Source organism: Microbispora siamensis (assembly GCF_016863095.1).
Classification (GTDB): Bacteria; Actinomycetota; Actinomycetes; order Streptosporangiales; family Streptosporangiaceae; genus Microbispora; species Microbispora siamensis.
The window spans coordinates 25,700-43,732 of record NZ_BOOF01000051.1 but is presented as its reverse complement, the minus strand read 5'-3'; the positions used below and the strand labels follow the sequence as shown (position 1 = coordinate 43,732).

18 protein-coding genes are annotated in these 18,033 nt (G+C 72.9%); 7 read left to right on the top strand and 11 right to left on the bottom strand.

Annotated elements, in window-relative coordinates:
- Nucleotides 1-16 precede the first annotated feature (16 nt).
- The 5 genes from Msi02_RS35130 to Msi02_RS44650 are packed head-to-tail and all read right to left on the bottom strand — an operon-like array spanning nt 17 to nt 5,133.
- Nucleotides 17-646 (bottom strand): PaaI family thioesterase, encoded by a 630-nt coding sequence (locus Msi02_RS35130; RefSeq protein WP_079316733.1) that lies wholly within the window; start codon nt 644-646, stop codon nt 17-19.
- Entirely contained in the window at nt 643-1,512 is an 870-nt protein-coding gene (locus Msi02_RS35125; protein WP_204052140.1) for a MaoC/PaaZ C-terminal domain-containing protein, read from the bottom strand. The genes Msi02_RS35130 and Msi02_RS35125 overlap by 4 nt, the downstream gene beginning before the upstream one ends.
- Before the next feature lie 55 nt (nt 1,513-1,567).
- Entirely contained in the window at nt 1,568-3,760 is a 2,193-nt protein-coding gene (locus Msi02_RS35120) for an acyl-CoA dehydrogenase family protein (protein ID WP_204052139.1), read from the bottom strand.
- 6 nt (nt 3,761-3,766) lie between these two features.
- On the bottom strand, nt 3,767-4,912 hold the full coding sequence (locus tag Msi02_RS35115; protein ID WP_373308333.1) for a steroid 3-ketoacyl-CoA thiolase: 1,146 nt from the start codon (nt 4,910-4,912) through the stop codon (nt 3,767-3,769).
- On the bottom strand, nt 4,816-5,133 hold the full coding sequence (locus Msi02_RS44650) for an AMP-binding protein (protein WP_373308332.1): 318 nt from the start codon (nt 5,131-5,133) through the stop codon (nt 4,816-4,818). The genes Msi02_RS35115 and Msi02_RS44650 overlap by 97 nt, the downstream gene beginning before the upstream one ends.
- Before the next feature lie 199 nt (nt 5,134-5,332).
- On the opposite strand from Msi02_RS44650, the gene Msi02_RS35110 reads away from it, so the two are divergent.
- Complete coding sequence (locus tag Msi02_RS35110; RefSeq protein ID WP_204052137.1) at nt 5,333-6,265, top strand: 3-oxoacyl-ACP reductase; 933 nt, start codon at nt 5,333-5,335, stop codon at nt 6,263-6,265.
- A 28-nt stretch (nt 6,266-6,293) separates the two neighbouring features.
- Here Msi02_RS35110 and Msi02_RS35105 read toward each other — a convergent pair whose 3' ends face one another.
- From Msi02_RS35105 to Msi02_RS35090, 4 genes are all read right to left on the bottom strand, one after another.
- Complete coding sequence (locus Msi02_RS35105; RefSeq protein WP_204052136.1) at nt 6,294-7,733, bottom strand: hypothetical protein; 1,440 nt, start codon at nt 7,731-7,733, stop codon at nt 6,294-6,296.
- A 92-nt stretch (nt 7,734-7,825) separates the two neighbouring features.
- Nucleotides 7,826-8,602 (bottom strand): SDR family oxidoreductase, encoded by a 777-nt coding sequence (locus Msi02_RS35100; RefSeq protein ID WP_204052135.1) that lies wholly within the window; start codon nt 8,600-8,602, stop codon nt 7,826-7,828.
- A gap of 27 nt (nt 8,603-8,629) precedes the next feature.
- Nucleotides 8,630-9,370, bottom strand: coding sequence for an SDR family NAD(P)-dependent oxidoreductase (locus tag Msi02_RS35095; protein WP_204052134.1), 741 nt, complete (start codon nt 9,368-9,370; stop codon nt 8,630-8,632).
- A 49-nt stretch (nt 9,371-9,419) separates the two neighbouring features.
- Nucleotides 9,420-10,037: a TetR/AcrR family transcriptional regulator gene (locus Msi02_RS35090; RefSeq protein WP_139572198.1), complete on the bottom strand. Its 618-nt coding sequence runs from the start codon at nt 10,035-10,037 to the stop codon at nt 9,420-9,422.
- Between the two features lie 158 nt (nt 10,038-10,195).
- Between Msi02_RS35090 and Msi02_RS35085 the strand changes: the two genes are divergently transcribed.
- Both Msi02_RS35085 and Msi02_RS35080 read left to right on the top strand, forming a co-directional pair.
- Entirely contained in the window at nt 10,196-11,731 is a 1,536-nt protein-coding gene (locus Msi02_RS35085) for an FAD-dependent oxidoreductase (protein WP_204052133.1), read from the top strand.
- 11 nt (nt 11,732-11,742) lie between these two features.
- Nucleotides 11,743-12,915, top strand: a complete 1,173-nt coding sequence (locus Msi02_RS35080) for an alpha/beta hydrolase family protein (RefSeq protein WP_204052132.1) — start codon at nt 11,743-11,745, stop codon at nt 12,913-12,915.
- A gap of 53 nt (nt 12,916-12,968) precedes the next feature.
- Here Msi02_RS35080 and hsaA read toward each other — a convergent pair whose 3' ends face one another.
- The gene (gene hsaA, locus Msi02_RS35075; protein ID WP_204052131.1) at nt 12,969-14,135 is read right to left on the bottom strand and encodes a 3-hydroxy-9,10-secoandrosta-1,3,5(10)-triene-9,17-dione monooxygenase oxygenase subunit; all 1,167 of its coding nucleotides are present in this window, start codon (nt 14,133-14,135) and stop codon (nt 12,969-12,971) included.
- Between the two features lie 172 nt (nt 14,136-14,307).
- On the opposite strand from hsaA, the gene Msi02_RS35070 reads away from it, so the two are divergent.
- Genes Msi02_RS35070 through Msi02_RS35060 form a run of 3 tightly spaced genes read left to right on the top strand, consistent with a single transcriptional unit; the run spans nt 14,308 to nt 16,522 of the window.
- The gene (locus Msi02_RS35070) at nt 14,308-15,477 is read left to right on the top strand and encodes a 3-ketosteroid-9-alpha-monooxygenase, oxygenase component (RefSeq protein WP_239109023.1); all 1,170 of its coding nucleotides are present in this window, start codon (nt 14,308-14,310) and stop codon (nt 15,475-15,477) included.
- Entirely contained in the window at nt 15,474-15,728 is a 255-nt protein-coding gene (locus Msi02_RS35065; RefSeq protein ID WP_204052130.1) for a ferredoxin, read from the top strand. The genes Msi02_RS35070 and Msi02_RS35065 overlap by 4 nt, the downstream gene beginning before the upstream one ends.
- Entirely contained in the window at nt 15,725-16,522 is a 798-nt protein-coding gene (locus Msi02_RS35060) for an SDR family NAD(P)-dependent oxidoreductase (protein ID WP_204052129.1), read from the top strand. The genes Msi02_RS35065 and Msi02_RS35060 overlap by 4 nt, the downstream gene beginning before the upstream one ends.
- A 55-nt stretch (nt 16,523-16,577) precedes the next feature.
- On the opposite strand, the gene Msi02_RS35055 is transcribed toward Msi02_RS35060, so the two are convergent.
- Nucleotides 16,578-17,330 carry a TetR/AcrR family transcriptional regulator gene (locus tag Msi02_RS35055; protein ID WP_204052128.1) on the bottom strand — a complete coding sequence of 251 codons (753 nt, stop codon included), beginning with the start codon at nt 17,328-17,330 and terminating at the stop codon, nt 16,578-16,580.
- A 112-nt stretch (nt 17,331-17,442) separates the two neighbouring features.
- Here Msi02_RS35055 and Msi02_RS35050 point away from each other — a divergent pair, with 112 nt between their 5' ends.
- Nucleotides 17,443-18,033 (top strand): NADPH-dependent FMN reductase, encoded by a 591-nt coding sequence (locus Msi02_RS35050; protein WP_204052127.1) that lies wholly within the window; start codon nt 17,443-17,445, stop codon nt 18,031-18,033.

The following is an 18,033-nucleotide window of genomic DNA, read 5'->3' as shown; positions in this document are numbered from 1 at the left end:
TCCCCAGACGGCCGGATCAGCGGGGCCGGTCGAGCTGCTTGTCGATGAACAGGCCCTCGGCGCTGACGCACACCTGCCCGCCCGCGGTGATCGTCCCGGTGGTGTAGATCTTCCGCCCGTCCACGGAGGTCTGCCGGCCGGTCACGGTCAGCCGCTCGAACAGCGGGGTGGGCCGGTGGTAGCGCAGGGTCAGCGTGCCCGTCATCCCGGACACACCGGCCCAGGCGTTCGCGACGCCCAGCGTGTGGTCGAGCAGCAGTGCCGACACTCCGCCGTGCACGCACCCCGGAGGCCCCTGGTAGGGCATGCCCAGCACGACCTCGCCCTCGATGGACCCGTCGTCCCTGCCGTACAGGTGCAGCGGCGGGGCGATCGCGTTCTCCGGCCCGGTCACGGGGTCGTGCCGGGTCACGCCCTCCCCCCGCCACATGTCGACCATGCGCTCGCGCACCGTGGGTGCGTGCGCCTCGAGGTGGTCGGCCACGGCGTTCAGCTGCTCGGCGACCTGGGTCATCTCGACCGCCGACAGGTCGCCCGAGTGCAGCAGCGCGTCGATCACCCGGCGGGCCGCGGCGACCGCGGCGTCCACGCCCTCGTTGTTCGGGGCCGCCGTCAGCTCCGTACGGTCGGTCCGCGTCTCCGTCATGAAATCTCCGCTGTCGCGTGGGTGAGCACGGCGGCGTCGCCACGCTCCGGGCAGGTGGACCGGAACACCAGCCGGTCGCCCTCGCGCCACACGGTGGTCCGGATCGTCTCGCCGGGGAACAGCACCCCGGCGAAGCGCACCGACAGCCCGGTCAGCCTGGTCACGTCACCGCCGAGGACGCCGTCCACCAGCGCCTTGGCCACTATGCCGTACGACGCGAGGCCGTGCAGGATCGGGTGGTCGAAGCCGGCCGCCCGCGCGAAGGCGGGGTCGGCGTGCAGCGGGTTGAGGTCGCCGTTGAGCCGGTAGAGCAGGGCCTGCCCGGGGGTGGTCGGCGAGTCGAGCACGTGGTCGGGCTCGCGGTCCGGCTCCGTCCACGGGGTCTCCGGGCCCGGCTCGCCGCCGAAACCGCCCTCGCCGCGCGCCCAGATCCGCATGGTCGTGGTCCACAGCGGGTCTCCCGAGGAATCGGCCGCCGCCTGCTCCATCTCGATCACGGCGGCCTTGCCCTTGTCCCAGATGTTCGCGACCCGGGAGGACACGACGGCCTCGCCGGCCGCGGGCAGCGGCCGGTGCACGGTGAGCGCCTGCCCGGCGTGCAGGATCCTGCGCAGGTCGATGTCGATGCCGGGCATGCTCATCGCGGTCGGCGGGCGCTCACCCGCCGAGATGCCCTGGCCGGCGACCATGGCGAAGGTGGGCAGCACGCGCAGGCCGCGCTCGTAGGTGTAGGACAGCTCGGGGTCGGCGCCCGCGTCCCTCCCTGCGCCCAGGCTGAGGTGGTAGAGCAGCACGTCGCGGCTGGTCCAGGAGATCTCTCGGGTGGCCGGCGGCGCACCCAGGGCCTCGTCGAGGTCGATCGGCATGCTCCTCAGTCCTCCGCGTCGTCGTACAGGGCGCGCTCGACGAACGTCCTGCCGGTCATGCCCTGACCTCGGGGTCGCGTGGCAGCCCGAGCAGGCGTTCTCCGATGATGTTGAGCTGCACGTCGGTGGTGCCCCCGGCGATCGACATGCAGCGGGAGCTGAGGAAGCGCAGCGCGGGGTCGGACCGCCGGCCCATCCCCTCTCCGGTCAGGGACTCCGGGCCGATCCAGTCCATCGCGGTCTCCCAGACCTCCTGGACGTGCTCGACGCCGATCAGCTTGGCCACGCTGGACTCCGCGCCGGGCTGCTGCCCGGTCAGCGACCGCAGCGTGGTCCGCAGGGCGAACAGTGCGCCGGACTGGGCGTCGCAGAGGATGCCGCCGAGCCGGGTCAGCCGCTCGTCGTCCATCTCGTCCGGCCGTTCCGCGGCGATGTGCAGCAGCGCCTCGCCGCCGCTCCCGAGCGAGGAGTCGTGCGACAGCGAGACCCGCTCGTTGGCCAGAGTCGTGCGGGCCAGCTTCCAGCCGTCCCCCGGCTGCGCGACGAGCATCTCGTCGGGGATGAACACGTCGTCGAGGAACACCTCGTTGAACAGCGCCTCGCCGGTCAGCTCGCGCAGCGGCCGGATGTCGATGCCGGGGCTGGACATGTCGAGCAGGAAGTACGACAGGCCCTTGTGCTTGGGCGCCTCCGGGTCGGTGCGGGCCAGCAGGATGCCCCACTGCGCCTGCCGGGCCATCGACGTCCAGACCTTCTGGCCGTTGATCTTCCAGCCGCCCTCGACCTTCTCGGCCCGGGTGGTCAGGGCGGCGAGGTCGGAGCCCGCTCCCGGCTCGCTGAACAGCTGGCACCACACCAGGTCGCCGCGCAGCGTCTGCGGCAGGAACCGCCCCTGCTGCTCGGGGCTGCCGTGCGCGATCAGGGTCGGCACCACCCAGGCGCCGATGACCATGTCGGCCGCGCGCAGCCCGGCGGACCGCATCTCCTCGGCGATCACGAGCTGGGTGACCGCGCCGGCGCCCTTCCCCCAGGGCTCGGGCAGGTGCGGCGCGGTGTATCCGTGCTCGGCCAGGTACGTCAGCCGGTCGCGGCCGTCGAGGTCGAGGGCCGGCCGCAGCTCGGCGCGCACCTCGGCGCGGATGCGCTCGGCCTCCGGCGGCAGCTCGACGCCGAGCTCGCGGCGCACGCCGTCCAGCGTGAGCCGGGCCACCCTTCGGCGCCACCACGCGACCGAGCCGAGCGTGATGCGCAGCGTCTGCGCCCGGCGCAGGTAAAGGCCGGCGTCGTGCTCCCAGGTGAAGCCGATGCCGCCGAGCGTCTGGATGCAGTCCTTGGCGACGGAGAAGGCCGCCTCCACGCTGGTCGCCCCGGCGACCGCCGCGGCCAGGGTCGCCTCCCCGGCAGAGGCGCCGGTGTCGTCGAGAGCCCGCGCCGCGTCCCAGGCACACACCCGGGCCTGCTCGGCCCGGGTCAGCATCCGCGCGCAGCGGTGCTTGACGCCCTGGAACTGGCCGATCGGGCGGCCGAACTGGTGGCGCACCTTCGCGTACTCCGCGGCGGTGGCGGTGGCCCAGTCGGCCAGGCCGGACGCCTCCGCCGCGAACAGCGTGGCGGCCAGGTCGAGCACGGCGCCGTCGGCGAGGCCGGGCAACGCCTCGGCCGCCACACCGTCGGCGCGCACCCGCGAGAGCCGCCTGGTCAGATCATGGCTGGGCAGGTCCTCGGTCTCCACCGCCTCGCGCGGCAGCACGACCCAGGTCGTGCCGGTCCCGTCGGCGGCGGGCAGCACGAACAGGTCGGCGACGTGGCCGCCGATGACCGGCTCCGAGACCCCGGTGACCACGGCCTCACCGTCGGCGCCCCGGGTGAGGGTCAGCCCGCCGGGCCGGAGGCCGACCGCGGCGGTCTTCTCCCCGCCGGCCAGCGCCGGCAGGTGGGCGGTGTGCCCGGCGCGGGCCAGCACGGCGCCCGCGAGCACCGTGGGCAGGAACGGCCCGGGGACCATCGCCCGGCCCAGCTCCTCCACCACGACGGCGAGTTCGAGCAGCCCTGAGCCCGCTCCGCCGGCCTCCTCGGGCAGGTGCAGCCCGAGCAGCCCCTGCTCGGCCAGCAGCGGCCAGAACTTCGGCAGCTCCTCGTGCTCGGCGTCAACCGCCTGCCGCACCACGGCCGGCGTCACGTGCCGGGCCGCGAAGGCGCGTACGGCGTCGCGCAGGTCGCGCTGCTCGTCGGTCAGTCCGATCGACATGCTTCCTCAGATCCGTTCGATGATGGTGGCCGTGGCGTGGGCGCCGCCCGCGCACATGGTGACGAGGGCGGTCGAGCCGCCGGTGCGCTCCAGCTCGTGTACGGCCTGGGTGATCAGGCGGGAGCCCGTGGAGCCCACGGCGTGGCCGAGCGCGATCGCGCCGCCGTTCACGTTGACCTTGTCCATGTCGGGGTCGAGCTCCCGCGCCCAGGAGAGCACGACCGAGGCGAACGCCTCGTTGATCTCGACGAGGTCGACGTCGGACAGCTTCATGCCCGCCTTCTTCAGCACGTGCCGGGTCGCGTCGATCGGGCCGTCGAGGTGGTAGTAGGGGTCGGAGCCGACCATGCCGGAGGCGACGATGCGCGCACGCGGGCGCAGGCCGAGATCGCGCGCCCGGCCGGCGCTCATCAGCAGCACGCCGGCCGCGCCGTCGCTGATCTGCGAGGAGTTGCCCGCGGTGTGGATGCCCTCCGGCATCACCGGCTGCAGCCTCCCCAGGGCCTCCATGCTGGTGTCGCGCAGCCCCTGGTCCCTGGTGACGACGGCGGTCTCCCCCGTCGGGCCCTCGGGTCCCATCACGGGCGCCTCGACCGCGAGGACCTGTCCCTCGAACCTGTTCTCCACCCACGCGCGTGCCGCGCGCTGCTGGGAGCGCAGGCCGAACGCGTCGGCGTCCTCGCGCGTGATGCCGCGCCGCCGCGCGATCCGCTCGGCCGCGGTGAACTGGTCGGGCATGTCCAGCGACCAGGACGGCGGGAACGGGCTGCCCGCCTCCGGGGTGACCGCCGCGCCGAGGAAGACCCGGCTCATCGCCTCGACGCCGCAGCCGATGCCGACGTCGATCGCGCCGGCCGCGATCAGCCCGGCCACCAGGTGGACGGCCTGCTGGCCGGACCCGCAGGCGCAGTCGATCGACGTGCAGGCCGTGCCGTACGGCAGGCCGGCGTGCAGCCACGCCTGCCGGGTGACGTTGTTGGCCTGCTCCCCCGCCTGGGTGACGCAGCCGCCGATCACCTGCTCGACCGCGTCGGGGGCCAGGCCGCTGCGCTCGATCAGGCCCCGCTGCACGGCACCGAGCAGCTCGGCCGGGTGCAGCCCGGACAGGGCTCCGTAACGCTTGCCGACCGGTGTGCGCACCGCGTCGACGATGACGGCCCCAGTGACGGTCTCAGCCATCGTTCCTCCTGGTTTGCGTTGAAAGCACGGACTTGGCCCACCGGTACACCGGCCGCGAGCAGGTGGTTCGCCAGAGCGTTCGCCCGGGCGTCGAGCTCCGCGAAGCTCAGCCGCCGGGCGTCGCAGACCAGCGCGAGGCGTCCGGGGACCGCCGCGGCGACGGCCTCGAACAGGGATGCCACGTTCAGCGCCATGGAAGGAGGCTAGAAATCATTTCTGTTCCGGGCAACGGCCCAGTCCCGCTCAGTGGTGCCGCCGATCGCTTTCCGCACAGCATGGAGCCCATCCTTGTGCCGCTGGGTGGGATGCCCACGATCGCGGACATCTCGACGAGTCAAAACTAGAATACATACTAGTTTTTGGCACGATCACCGATTGAGCAGGAGCGCGCAGATGAGCTCGAACACGAGCCTGGAGAACAGGACCGCCGTCGTCACCGGCGCGGGAGCGGGCCTGGGCCGCAGCGAGGCCCTCGCCCTCGCGGAACGCGGCGCGAACGTCGTCGTCAACGACGTCGGCCCGGCGGCCGAGGACGTCGCGGCCGAGATCAGGGCGCTCGGCCGCGAGGCCGTCGCGGTGACGGGCGACATCGGCGACTGGTCCATCGGCGACCGCCTCGTCCGGACGGCCGTGGACACCTTCGGCGGTCTCGACATCGTGGTGAACAACGCCGGCGTGCTGCGCGACAAGATGCTGTTCAACCTGACCGAGTCCGACTGGGACGACGTCATCCGCGTCCACCTCAAGGGACACGCCGCGCTGTCGCGCGCCGCCGCGGTCCACTGGCGGGCGGCGAGCAAGGCCGCCGGCGGCCCGGTCTACGGCCGTGTGATCAACACCTCCTCCGAGGCGTTCCTGTTCGGATCGGCCGGTCAGCCGAACTACTCCGCCGCCAAGGCCGGCATCGTCGCGCTGACCCTGTCGACCGCCCAGGGCCTGTCGCGGTACGGCGTGCGGGCCAACGCGATCTGCCCCCGGGCCCGTACGGGCATGACGGCCAACGTGTTCGGCGACGGCGGCGAGGTGGGCGGGCTGGACACCCTCGCCCCCGAGCGGGTGGCCACGTTCGTCGCCTACCTCGCCTCCCCCGCGTCGGAGGAGATCAGCGGCCAGGTGTTCGTGGTGTACGGCGACATGGTGGCCCTCATGGCGGCCCCGACCGTGGAGCGCAAGTTCACCGCCGCCGACGGCGTGTTCTCGGTGGAGGAGCTGGACGCGCAGGTCACTCCGCACTTCCACGGGCGGGACCCGTACCGGACCTACGCGGCCTACTCGGTGGCGCAGCTCGATACGACCGGTGTGCAGAACGTCGCGCGCGCGAAGTGAGAACGCGGGGCCGCGCGCCGTCGCCCGCTCAGACGGGAGTCGGCGTGCGGGACCGAACCGGCCATACGGCCGTACGGACTGAACCGGCGACGGCCGCGGCGAGAACGGGCAGGCCGGCGACCAGGGCGGCGATCGACGGCCACGGTGTCGCGAAGCCCACTCGGGGCGCCGGCTCCCACCCGGACGAGGTCGTGACCGGCCACGCCAGGAGCAGGCCGATGAGGCATCCGGCGGCCACACCCACGGCCGTGCCGATGAAGGCGGCCAGCCCCGCACGGCACGCGGCGGACCACCGCGGCCGTGCGGCCGAGCCGGCCCCGCGCGGTACGTGCCGCGACCGGGCGCCGGGGATCCCACCGGCCGCGACCAGCGCGCCTCCGAGTGCGACGACGACCGCCACCGCGACGACGATCCGCCAGCCGGACGGAGGCTGGTACCCCCGTTCGACGTATGTCTGCGCCACGCCGCCGAGCCGCCGGTCCAGCCGCTGCCGCTCGATCTCCGAGGTGCCGTGTACGGAGGGGTCGACGATCAGTTCGTCGGGCTCGAGGTCCTCGCCGAGGTCCCGGAAGACCTGCGCCGGAAGGAAGACCTCCTTCGTCGAAGGGTCGGCGGGCCTGGCGACGACCGCGGGGATCTGCTTGACCATCGGTGCCGTGGCATCCCCGCCCGAGGAGTCGTACCGGATCGTGACGGAGCGGACCTCGACGTCGTCGGCCGTGACCACCACGGCCGTGTTCTCCTCGTAGGGTGTCGACGGGTCTCCGGTGAGATAGCGGAGCAGCGCGCCGTCGCCGATGACGCCCGACGTGACGACGCCGTATCGCTCCGGCAGATCCACGTTCCCGGCGTGCAGGCTGTAGGGCCGGATCTCACGTTGGCGAAAGCTCTGGACGACGGGAACGCCCGGCAGTACGCGCTGGATGGCCGCGAGTGCGGCCGGTGCGTCCGCCGCGGAGAAATATCGCACGAGGAGGGCCCCGGGCCGGGCCTGGGGTGCGTAGTCGGCTCTGTTCTGTTCCGTCGCGGCGGCCGCCACGATGACCACCGTGACCGCGAGGGCCGTGGCGAGCATCATCGTCACGATCGCGGGCACAGTCCGGGCACGATCACGCGCGAGGTCACAGGCCGCGAGACGAACCGGCGGCAGCGGCCGGACGGAGCATCGCGCGGCGACCCCCAGCAGCAATGTGAGGAAGGGGCCCAGGCCGAGGAGGACCAGGGCGCCGCCCGTCATGGCCACCAGCAGTGTCATGGCCGACCCGAAGTCGTCGTAGTGCCCGTCCTCGTGAGTGGACCACGCGGCCAGTGCCATGATCAGGCAGCCGCTCACGAGGAGAGCCGATCCCCAGATCAGGGGACGCCGGCGTACGAGCGCACCGGGGACGGACGGGACCGACCGCGCCGCGAGCACCACCGCGCCGAGCCCGAATCCCGCGAAAAGGAACGTGAGGATCTCCGCAGCCACGGCTGCAGCCTATGAAGCGGCCGACGCGGGCGCCAGGAGCCGAACGGCGATGACCGCGGAGAGCTGCGCGCCCTCGGGTCGCGCGCCGGCCGTCAGTACGCGTCGGGGCCGCGCAGGGTTGCCTCGGCGCCGCCGTCCACGAAGATGATCTGCCCGGCCATGTGGGAGTTCTCCGGGCTCACCAGCCAGCGCAGCGCGTCGGCCACGACCCCGGGCTCGGCGTAGCCGTTCAGCGGCATGGGCACCGCCCGGTCCATGATCTTCCGCATCGTCTCGTCCTCGAACAGGGGCGCCGACATCGGGGTCAGCACGACGCCCGGCGCCACCGCGTTGAGCGGGATGCCGCATCCGGCCCACTCCGGCGACACGGCCCGTGCGCGCAGCCAGCGGACCAGCGCGGACTTCGAGGCGGGGTAGAGCAGCCGGCCCTCGCCGCGCTCGACCGCTTCCCCGGCCAGGGCGACCGCCCGTGGCTCGTCGCCGTCGAGGCAGGCGCGGACCACCTCGGGGTCGGCGGGCTGGGTGGCGGAGATCGAGGCGACCGCGGCGGCGCGGGGCCGCTCCGCCCGGGCGAGCGCCGGGCGCAGCCCTTCCAGGATCGCGGTCACGCCGAAGAAGTTGACGGTGATCGTGCTCACGGTCACCCCTGAGACGCCGGCGCAGGCCACCACGCCGTCCAGCGCGCCGTCCGCCCTGTCGAGCACCGACTCCACCGCGAGCGCCCGCCCGTCCGGCGTGGACAGGTCGGCGCACACGTCGGCGTCCTTGAGGTCGACGCCGATCACCTCGTCGCCGCCTGCCCGCAGCGAGGCCGCGAGTGCCCTGCCGATGCCCGAGGCCGACCCGGTCACCGCGATCTTCCGTGTCACGTCGTCGCTCCTTGTCGAAGGGGGGCGTCAGGTTCCGGAGCCGCCGTCGACCCGGAGGTTCGCACCCGTGAGGTATCCGCCGTCCGAGGAGGCGGCGAACGCGATCGCCGCCGCGATCTGCTCGGGGGCGCCGCTGCCGAGCAGCGAGCGGATCCGCCCGAAGTAGCGCAGGTCCGCACCCTCGGGAAACTCGATGTCGCGCGTCAGCGGGGTCGTCACCGTGCCCGGGGAGATCGGCACCACCCGGATGCCGCGCCCCACCACCTCGGCGGCGAGGCTCAGCGAGAAGGCCAGCACCGCCCCCTTCGACGCGGCGTACGCCGTCATGTACGGGTTGCCCTGGGTGGCCGCGATCGACGCCACGTTCACGATGACCCCGGTCCGGTCGGGCAGGTGACGCAGCGCCTCCCGGCAGAACAGCGCGGTGCCGACGAGGTTGACCGAGAACAACAGGGTGAGGTCGGCCACGGTCAGCGACTCGATCGGCGTCGTCCGCTGGATCCCGGCCACGTTGACCAGCACGTCGATGCGGCCGAGCGCGGCGGCCGCCGCGTCCACAGCCGCGACCACGGCCCGCTCGTCCGTCACGTCGGCCACGTGCGGGACGTACGCGCCCCGCACCAGCCGGCCCGTTTCCGCGAGGCCCCGCTCGTCGCGGTCCACGCCGAAGACGTGCGCGCCCTCGGCGGCGAGCCGGACCGCGGTGGCCCGCCCGATCCCCGAGGCGGCGCCCGTGAGCAGGACCTTCACGCCCTCGAAACGGTTCATGGCGCCGCACGCTACCGACGGGCGGGCGGGACGGCGGAGGCCGTCCCGGTCAGCGGGAGGCGGCGTTGGAGCGGGGCGCGAGCAGCAGCCGGCAGGCGATGCGGATGTCGCTCTCGGTGTCGGGGACCGAGGCCCGGCCGTTCAGGCTCGACTGCAGCACGCCATACCAGCACTGCATGAGCAGCCGGATCAGCGTGACGTCCATGACGGTCGGCTCCTGGATGCCGAGCGTCCGCAGGACGATCTGCCGGAACGTCATGTCGATCCGGCCGGCGTCGGCCACCGCGGCGGCGTTGGCGGAGTTCGCCGACTGCAGCATCGCGGTGGCGAGCGCGGGGCGGCGCAGCAACTGCCTGCTGGCCAGCACGAGCACGTCGGCGACGGCGTCCTCAGGCGCGGTGCCCGGCTTCGGCTGCGGGACGCTCTCGTCGAACCGGTCGATCTGCTCGGCCATCACGGCGGTGAACAGGTGGGTCTTCGAGGGGAAGTACCGGTACAGCGTGGCGATCGCCACCCCGGCCTCCTTGGCCACCTCGTGCATCTGGACGCGCTCGAGGCCCTTCTCGGCGCCCATGCGCGCGGCGGCCCGCAGGATCCGCAGGTGCCGGGCGCGCTGCTCCGGCGAGTTTGGCTCCGCCGGCGCCCTGACCTCGGCGATCCTCGGCACGTCTCCCCCTGACCTTTCGTGTTTCGCAACGACGATACACAGCCGTACGGGCCCACCTGCCACTGGTCCATACCACTCAGTGGGATGAGCCGGCCTGGCGCGCCTCCTGCTGCGCTTGCCTGTACGCCACCACTGTCAGGGACGACGAGAGGACGGGCATGGCGGCGCAGGCCTGGGACGACGAGTACGACGTGGTGGTGGCCGGTTCCGGCGCGGGAGCCATGACCGGCGCGCTGACCGCCGCGGCGAGCGGGCTGCGCACGGTGGTGCTGGAGAAGACGGCGCTGCTCGGCGGCACGTCCGCCTACTCCGGGGCGGCCGTCTGGCTGCCCGGCACCCAGGTGCAGCGCCGCGCCGGGATCGGCGACTCGGCGGAGTCGGCCCGCGCCTACCTCGTCGCGCTGCTGGGCGAGGCGGAGGCCGACCGGCGGGAGGCGTTCCTCGCGACCGCGCCCGAGGTGGCCGAGTTCCTGGAGCGCGACCCGGCGATCGAGTTCGAGTGGCGGGCCTTTCCCGACTACTTCCCCGCGCCGGGGCGGCTGGACGCGGGCCGCTCGTTCGTGCCGCTCGATCTGCCGGCCGAGCGGCTCGGCGACCTCGCCGCCCTGGTCCGGCCGCCCGTGGACCGCGACCGCGCGGGCCTGGGCCACGCCGAGGGGCCGCTGTCGGCCGGGCGGGCGCTGATCGGCCGGCTGCTGCTCGCCCTCACGAACACCGGGAACGGCACCGTACGCACCGGCACCGCGCTCACCCGGCTCGTCGTCGAGGACGGCCGGGTGACCGGCGTGGAGGCCGCGACCGCCGACGGCGGAACCGTACGGCTGCGCGCCGCGAGGGGCGTCCTGCTGGCCGCCGGCGGATTCGAGGGCGACGCCGCGATGCGCGCGGAGCACGGCGTCCCGGGGACCGCCGAGTGGTCGATGGCCCCGGCGGGTGCGAACACCGGCGACCCGATCAGGGCCGCCGCCGCGATCGGCGCGGCCACCGGTCTCATGGACGAGGCGTGGTGGTGCCCGGGCGTGGCGCTGCCGGACGGCCGGGCCGCCTTCACGCTGGGCTTCCGCGGCGGGCTCATGGTCGACGCGTCGGGCCGCAGGTTCGCCAACGAGTCGCTGCCCTACGACCGGATGGGCCGCGAGATGACGGCGGCGCCCGGCCGCGTGCCGGCCCATCTGATCTTCGACTCCCGCTCCGGCGGGCGGCTCCCGGCGATCTCGCTGCCGGGCCGCCCGACCGAGGAGCACCTCGAGGCCGGCACCTGGGTGCGCGCCGAGAGCCTGCCCGAGCTGGCGGAACTGATCGGCGTGCCGGGCGATGCGCTCACCGGCACCGTCGAGCGGTTCAACGGCTTCGCCGAGACCGGCGTGGACGAGGACTTCCACCGCGGCGAGGACCCCTACGACCTGTTCTTCGCGGGCAGGCCGGAGGACCGGCCGAACCCGTGCCTGGTGCCGGTGGACACCCCGCCCTACTACGCCGCGCGGGTGGTGCTCAGCGATCTCGGCACCAAGGGCGGCCTGCGCACCGACCCCGACGGACGGGTGCTCGACGGGGACGGACGGCCGATTCCCGGCCTGTACGCCGCGGGCAACACCAGCGCCTCGTTCTCCGGGCGCCGCTACCCCGGCCCCGGCGTCCCGATCGGTTCGGCCATGGTCTTCGCCTACCGGGCCGTCAGGGACATGGCACGTTGAAAGGAACGCTGATGCCACTCCCCCGATCACGCCTCACGGCGCTCTCCCTGGCCGTCCTGATCGCCGCGGCGATCATGGCACCCGCCACGGCCGACGCCCGTCCCGTACCTCCAGGGGAGCGGGGCACGCTGCTGTCCGCCCGTCCGCTGACCGGCGCGGCGGGGCTGCCGAGCGCGGCCCGCAACTGGTACGTCACCTACGTCTCCGAGGGCGCCTCGGGCAGGCCCGTCACCGTGTCGGGTGTGGTCTCGGTGCCGGCGTCGCCCCCGCCGCCCGGCGGCTGGCCGGTGATCAGCTGGGCGCACGGCACGACCGGTACGGCCGACGTGTGCGCGCCCTCGGCCGACACCGCAGGCGGGCCCGCGCACGGCTACCTGGCCTCGGTGAACCCCACGCTGGACGCCTGGGTGGCGCACGGTTTCGCCGTCGTGCGCACCGACTACGAGGGGCTCGGCACCCCGGGCGGGCATCCGTACCTGAACGGGCGGAGCGCGGCGGACAGCGTGATCGACATGGTGCGCGCGGCGCGCCGCGTGGACCCGCACATCGGACGGGACTGGTTCGCCGCGGGCCACAGCCAGGGCGGGCACGCCGCGCTGTTCAGCGCCGCCGCCACCGGCGAGCGCGGGGACGTGCGGCTGCGCGGCGCGATCGCGATCGCCCCCGGCGGCTGGGGCTACTCCCAGACCGTGGCCTACCTCCGGGCGATGCCGGGGGCGAAGGACGCGCTGGCCTTCCTGCCCACGATCCTGTTCGGCGCGGCGGCGGCCGATCCGGCGATCACGCCGGAGGAACTGGTCACCGACGAGGTGCAGCCGCTGCTCGACGCGGCGCGTACGGGATGCATGGACCAGGTGCGGGCGGTCGCCGCGGACACGACTGTGAGCAGCGTGTTCCGCCCCGGTGCAGACACCGCGACCCTGACCGGCTATCTGCGGGCGCAGGAGCCGGTCGGGCTGAAGGTCCGGGTGCCCACCCTGGTCGCCCAGGGCACGGCCGACGTCCTGGTGCCGAAGCAGACGACCGACCTCATGGTCGCCGACCTGTGCGCGGGCGCGGCGAAGGTCACGTACCGCACTTATGCCGGTGCCGACCACCGCGGCTCGGTGCCGGCCTCGTTCGACGACGCGCTGGCGTTCGCGCGGACGATTCTCGCCGGGGGAACACCCGCGTCCACCTGCTGACGGCGGTGAGAAGGGGCCCGGACGCGGTGCGTCCGGGCCCCTTTCGCCGTCCGTCAGATCAGGTTGTCCTCGACGGCCAGGCCGAACTCGCCCTTGCCGTACATCGCGAGGGCCCGCTCGACGTCGTTGGCCACGTGGACGCTGCCCGCGTGGGCGTCGCGCCAGGCCCGCTCGATCGGGTTGCCCCGGCTGAGGGAGTTGCCCCCGGCGGTCTTGAACAGGATGTCGATCGCCTCCAGCGCGCGCTCGGTGGCGCGCACCTGGTCCCTGCGCACCCGCAGCCGCAGCTCCACCGGGATCGTCTCGCCCCGCACCGCGTGCTCGTACATCTCCCGCACGTTGCGGTCGGTCTGCAGGATCGCCGCGTCGATCTCCGACGCCGCCCGGGCGACGGCGACCTGCGCGAACTGGTCCTCGGCGAACCGGCCGCCGCCGAGGCTGAGCCGTACGCGGTCGCGCATCGCGGTCACGTACGACCGGTAGCAGCCGACGGCCATCCCGATGACCGGGGCGGTGATCGTGGTGGTGAACACGGTGCCGAACGGGATGCGGTAGAGCGGGCCGGTGTTCACCTTCTGGCCGGGGCCGCGAAGCTGCGCCATCTCGTAGTTGCGCATCACGCGGTGGGCGGGCACGAAGGCGTCCTCGACGATGATGTCGTTGCTGCCCGTGCCGCGCAGCCCGATGACGTCCCACACGTCCGCGATCAGGTAGTCGGAGCGGGGCACCAGCACGGTCATGAAGTCCACCGGCTTGCCCTGGTCGCCGAGGACGAGGCCGCCGACCATCGCCCACGACGCGTGCTCGCAGCCGGAGGAGAACCGCCACCGGCCGGACAGCCGGTAGCCGCCCTCGGTCGGGACGAGCCGCCCGACCGGCGCGTACGACGAGGAGATCAGCGCGTCCGGGTCGCTCCCCCACACCTCGTCCTGGGCGGCCTCGTCGAACAGGGCGAGCTGCCAGGGGTGCACGCCGAGCACGGCGACGGTCCAGCCGGTGGACCCGCACACCGCCGAGATCTCCCTGACCACCTCGTAGAAGCTCACCGGGTCGCTTTCCACGCCGCCGTACCTCTTGGGCTGCAGCATCCGGAAGACCCCGGCCTGGACCAGCTCCCTGATCGACTCCGCCGGGACCCGCCGGTCCTCGTCGGTGGACCGGGCCCGTTCGGCGATCTTCGGCAGCAGCGCCCGAACCGCGTCCAGGACCTCGTTGCTCATCTGGGAGTCCTCCGTGTCACGCTCGTCGGTCAGATGCCGTCCATGATGGTGCGTGGAGCCGATGACCGCATGTCAGGACACTCCCGGCCAATGGGACTCGCCGTCCGGCGGGCCGCCACAGCTCCTACGTTGGCGGACTGAGAGAACGTGCGTCCTGAAGGGTCGGATCAAGGTGACTGCAGTAGAAGCCGGGAACGACGACATCCGCAGAATCGAGGCGGAGGCGGTGCCCACCCGGTTCGCCCGGGGCTGGCACTGCCTGGGCCTGTCGGAGAAGTTCAAGGACGGCAAGCCGCACACGGTCAACGCCTTCGGCCAGAAGCTCGTGGTCTTCCAGAGCGGCGACGGCAGGATCAACGTGCTCGACGCCTACTGCCGGCACATGGGCGGGGACCTGTCGCAGGGCACGATCAAGGGCGACGAGATCGCCTGTCCGTTCCACGACTGGCGCTGGGGCGGCGACGGCCGCTGCAAGAAGATCCCCTACTCGCGCCGCGTCCCGCTGCGCGCCCGCACCGCGGCCTGGACCACCATGGACCAGGACGGCCTGTTGTTCGTGTGGAACGACCCGGAGGGCAACCCGCCGCCGCCGGAGGTCACGATCCCCCGGATCGAGGGCGCGACGCGGGACGACTGGACCGACTGGGTCTGGACCGAGACCATCGTGAACACCAACTGCCGCGAGGTCGTGGACAACGTCGTCGACATGGCGCACTTCTTCTACGTCCACTACTCGTTCCCGACGTACTTCAAGAACATCTTCGAGGGCCACGTCGCCACGCAGATCATGAAGGGCACCGGCCGCCAGGACACCCGCCCGCCCGCGAAGGACGGCGAGCCGAGGCTGCTCGGCAACGACTCGGTGGCGTCGTACCACGGGCCGTCCTTCATGATCGACGATCTGACGTACCACTACGACACCATGGACATCAACTCGGTCCTGATCAACGCGCACTACCCGATCGACGCGAACTCGTTCGTGCTGCACTCGGGGATCATCGTGCAGCGCACCGACAAGCTCTCCGGGCCCGCGGCCGACGAGATGGCCAGGAAGATGAGCTCCTTCATCCTCAAGGGCTTCGACCAGGACGTGCAGATCTGGAAGAACAAGGCCCGCATCGACAACCCGCTGCTGTGCGAGGAGGACGGGCCGGTCTACCAGCTGCGCCGCTGGTACGAGCAGTTCTACGTGGACGTCGCCGACGTCAGGCCGGAGATGGTGGAGCGCTTCGAGTTCGAGCTCGACACCGCCCGCCCGGTCGAGGCGTGGAAGAAGGAGGTCGAGGAGAACCTCGCCCGCAAGGCCGCGGAGCTTTCGGCGAGCACGGGCCGGCCCGCATGACGATCCGCCCCGACAACCGGCTGCTCGACGCGCCCATGCAGCCGGTGACCTGCAGGCGGTGCGGCGCCGGGGTCGAGGTGCGCAAGGCGAGCTGGCACCAGACCAGCGTCCAGTGGAACGCCGACGCGGCCGGCACCTGCCAGGAGCGCCGCGCCGCCGGGCCCGGAGTCTTCCCCGGCTGCGCGGCGCTGCGGGACTCCATCGTCCAGGCCGCGCTCGACGGCGAGATCGCCGTACCGGAGGAATCGTGATCGACAAGGACGTGTACGGCCCCTGGGCCGTCGTCGCGGGCGGATCCGAAGGAGTGGGCGCGTCGTTCGCCCATCGGCTCGCCGACGCCGGGTTCGACCTCGTGCTCATCGCCCGCAAGCCCGGGCCGCTGGCCGAGACGGCCGAGCAGGTCAGGGCCAAGGGCGTCGAGGTGCGCACGCTGGAGCTCGACCTGACCGACCCGGGCGCGGTCAAGGCCGTCCGCTCGGTGACCGACGACGTCGAGGTGGGCCTGCTGATCTTCAACGCGGGCGCCAACAGCTACGGCCACGAGTTCGTGACCGGCGACCTCGACCGGGTGCGCGGGGTCGTCGACCTCAACATCACCGCCCAGCTCGCGCTCACCCATCACTTCGGCGCGCTGATGCGGGAACGCCGCCGCGGCGGCATCATCCTGGTCGGCTCGCTCGCCGGATACATGGGCCAGGCGCAGATCAGCGTCTACTCGGCGGTCAAGGCGTTCAGCCGCGTCTTCGCGGAGGGACTGTGGCTGGAGCTGGGCGAGCACGGCGTGCACGTGCTCGAACTCGTCCTCGGCGTCACCCGCACTCCGGCGATGGAGCGGGCCGGGCTCCGGATGGACCTGCCCGGTCTCAACGTGGCCGAGCCCGACGACGTGGCGCGCGAGGGCCTGGAGCACCTCGCCGACGGCCCGGTCTGGATCGCGGGCGGCAACGAGGAGACGGCCCGCAAGCGGAGCGGCTTCCCCCGGGCCGAGATGGTCCGCAGGGCCCACGAGGCGACGAAGCGGATGATCCCCCCGCCCAGCTCCTGAACGCGCTCGCCACCACGACAGGCGGTCACCCCTCCCGGGTGGCCGCCTGTCGTCTTCATACCTTCAGCCGGGCGGCGATGCCGTCGAGGACGCTGTCCAGCCCCAGCTCGAACTGCCAGTCGTCGTCGTCCTTCCTGACGCCGCCGCGGATGTAGCGCTCGAACGCCGGATAGCGGCCCGACTCCAGCAGCCACCTCATCCGCGACGAGTAGAGGGTGCGCAGGTCGTCCATCTTCTCCGCGCCCTCCTTGCGCATCAGCCTGACCATCCTGATCCTGGCGGTGGTCGCCCCGGTGACGAACGCGCCGACCGTGCCGATGACCGTCATCGCCGTGTCGGGGTCGAGGCCGAGGCCGTCCAGCGACGCGAGCAGCCGGTCGGTGCGCGCGACGAAGTTGGGGGTCAGCGGCCCGGTCTGGGCCGTGGTCTCCACCAGCCAGGGATGGCGCAGGATGAGGGCGCGCAGCCGCAGGGCGGACACGCGCAGGACCTCCCGCCAGTCACGGCCCTCCACGGCCCGCGCCTCCTCGGCGTAGACCGCGTCCACCATCAGCTCGATCACGTCGTCCTTGCCGCGCACGTAGCGGTAGAGGCCCATGGTGGCGACGCCCAGCCGCTCGGCCAGTCGGCGCATGGAGACCGCGTCGAGCCCTTCGGCGTCCGCGATCTCCACGGCCGCCGCGGCGATCTGCGCGTGGGTCAGCGCCGCGCGGGGAGGCCGGGCGGGGCGCTCCATCCGCTGCCAGATGGACTCGTGGGCGCCGTCCCCAGTGTCGTCGGCAGTGTCGTCCGCTTTCTTCCCGGCCATCGTCGTGCTCCTCCCGGTTCGATGTGTACATCGTACTCGGACTTGTACACCGTACGCATCGGCGCGTACGGTGTACTCGTTGCGTACGCCGTACACACCTCGTGGAGGAACCATGCCCGGAGAACCCCGGCTCAATGTGGCGATGATCATCGGCAGCGTCCGGGACGGGAGGGTGGCCCCCCTCGTCGCGAACTGGTTCGCCGGTCAGGCGGAGCGGCGCGACGACCTCGCGCTCGACGTGATCGACCTGGCCGAGACCCGGCTCCCCGACGGGCTGCGCGGGCACTTCGGCGGCGAGCGGCCGGAGGAGGTCGTCGGGCTGCGGCCCCGGGTGGAGGCCGCGGACGCCTTCGTCGTCGTGACCCCCGAGTACAACCGCAGCTTCCCCGCCGCGCTCAAACTGATGATCGACAGCTACCACCGGGAGTGGGCGGCCAAGCCCGTCGGGTTCGTCTGCTACGGCGGCATGTCCAGCGGCCTGCGGGCCGTCGAGCAGCTCCGGCTGGTCTTCGCCGAGCTGCACGCCGTGACGATCCGCGACTCCGTCGCCTTCCAGAGCCCCTGGACGCTGTTCGACGCGGAGGGGAACTGGCCGAAGGACCCCGCTGGCCCGGAGGGCGCCGCCAAGGTCATGCTCGACGAGCTCGTGTGGTTCGGGCGGGCCCTGCGCGACGCGCGCGCGGCCCGGCCGTACGGGGGCTGA

Coding starts and splice junctions, on each gene's coding strand:
- Msi02_RS35065 (WP_204052130.1), top strand. CDS start 15,474: ATGACGATCCGCCCCGACAACCGGCTGCTCGACGCGCCCATGCAGCCG.
- Msi02_RS35085 (WP_204052133.1), top strand. CDS start 10,196: ATGGCGGCGCAGGCCTGGGACGACGAGTACGACGTGGTGGTGGCCGGT.
- Msi02_RS35125 (WP_204052140.1), bottom strand. CDS start 1,512: ATGCCGATCGACCTCGACGAGGCCCTGGGTGCGCCGCCGGCCACCCGA.
- Msi02_RS35050 (WP_204052127.1), top strand. CDS start 17,443: ATGCCCGGAGAACCCCGGCTCAATGTGGCGATGATCATCGGCAGCGTC.
- Msi02_RS35120 (WP_204052139.1), bottom strand. CDS start 3,760: ATGTCGATCGGACTGACCGACGAGCAGCGCGACCTGCGCGACGCCGTA.
- Msi02_RS35080 (WP_204052132.1), top strand. CDS start 11,743: ATGCCACTCCCCCGATCACGCCTCACGGCGCTCTCCCTGGCCGTCCTG.
- Msi02_RS35095 (WP_204052134.1), bottom strand. CDS start 9,370: ATGAACCGTTTCGAGGGCGTGAAGGTCCTGCTCACGGGCGCCGCCTCG.
- Msi02_RS44650 (WP_373308332.1), bottom strand. CDS start 5,133: ATGGCGCTGAACGTGGCATCCCTGTTCGAGGCCGTCGCCGCGGCGGTC.
- hsaA (WP_204052131.1), bottom strand. CDS start 14,135: ATGAGCAACGAGGTCCTGGACGCGGTTCGGGCGCTGCTGCCGAAGATC.
- Msi02_RS35055 (WP_204052128.1), bottom strand. CDS start 17,330: ATGGCCGGGAAGAAAGCGGACGACACTGCCGACGACACTGGGGACGGC.
- Msi02_RS35130 (WP_079316733.1), bottom strand. CDS start 646: ATGACGGAGACGCGGACCGACCGTACGGAGCTGACGGCGGCCCCGAAC.
- Msi02_RS35110 (WP_204052137.1), top strand. CDS start 5,333: ATGAGCTCGAACACGAGCCTGGAGAACAGGACCGCCGTCGTCACCGGC.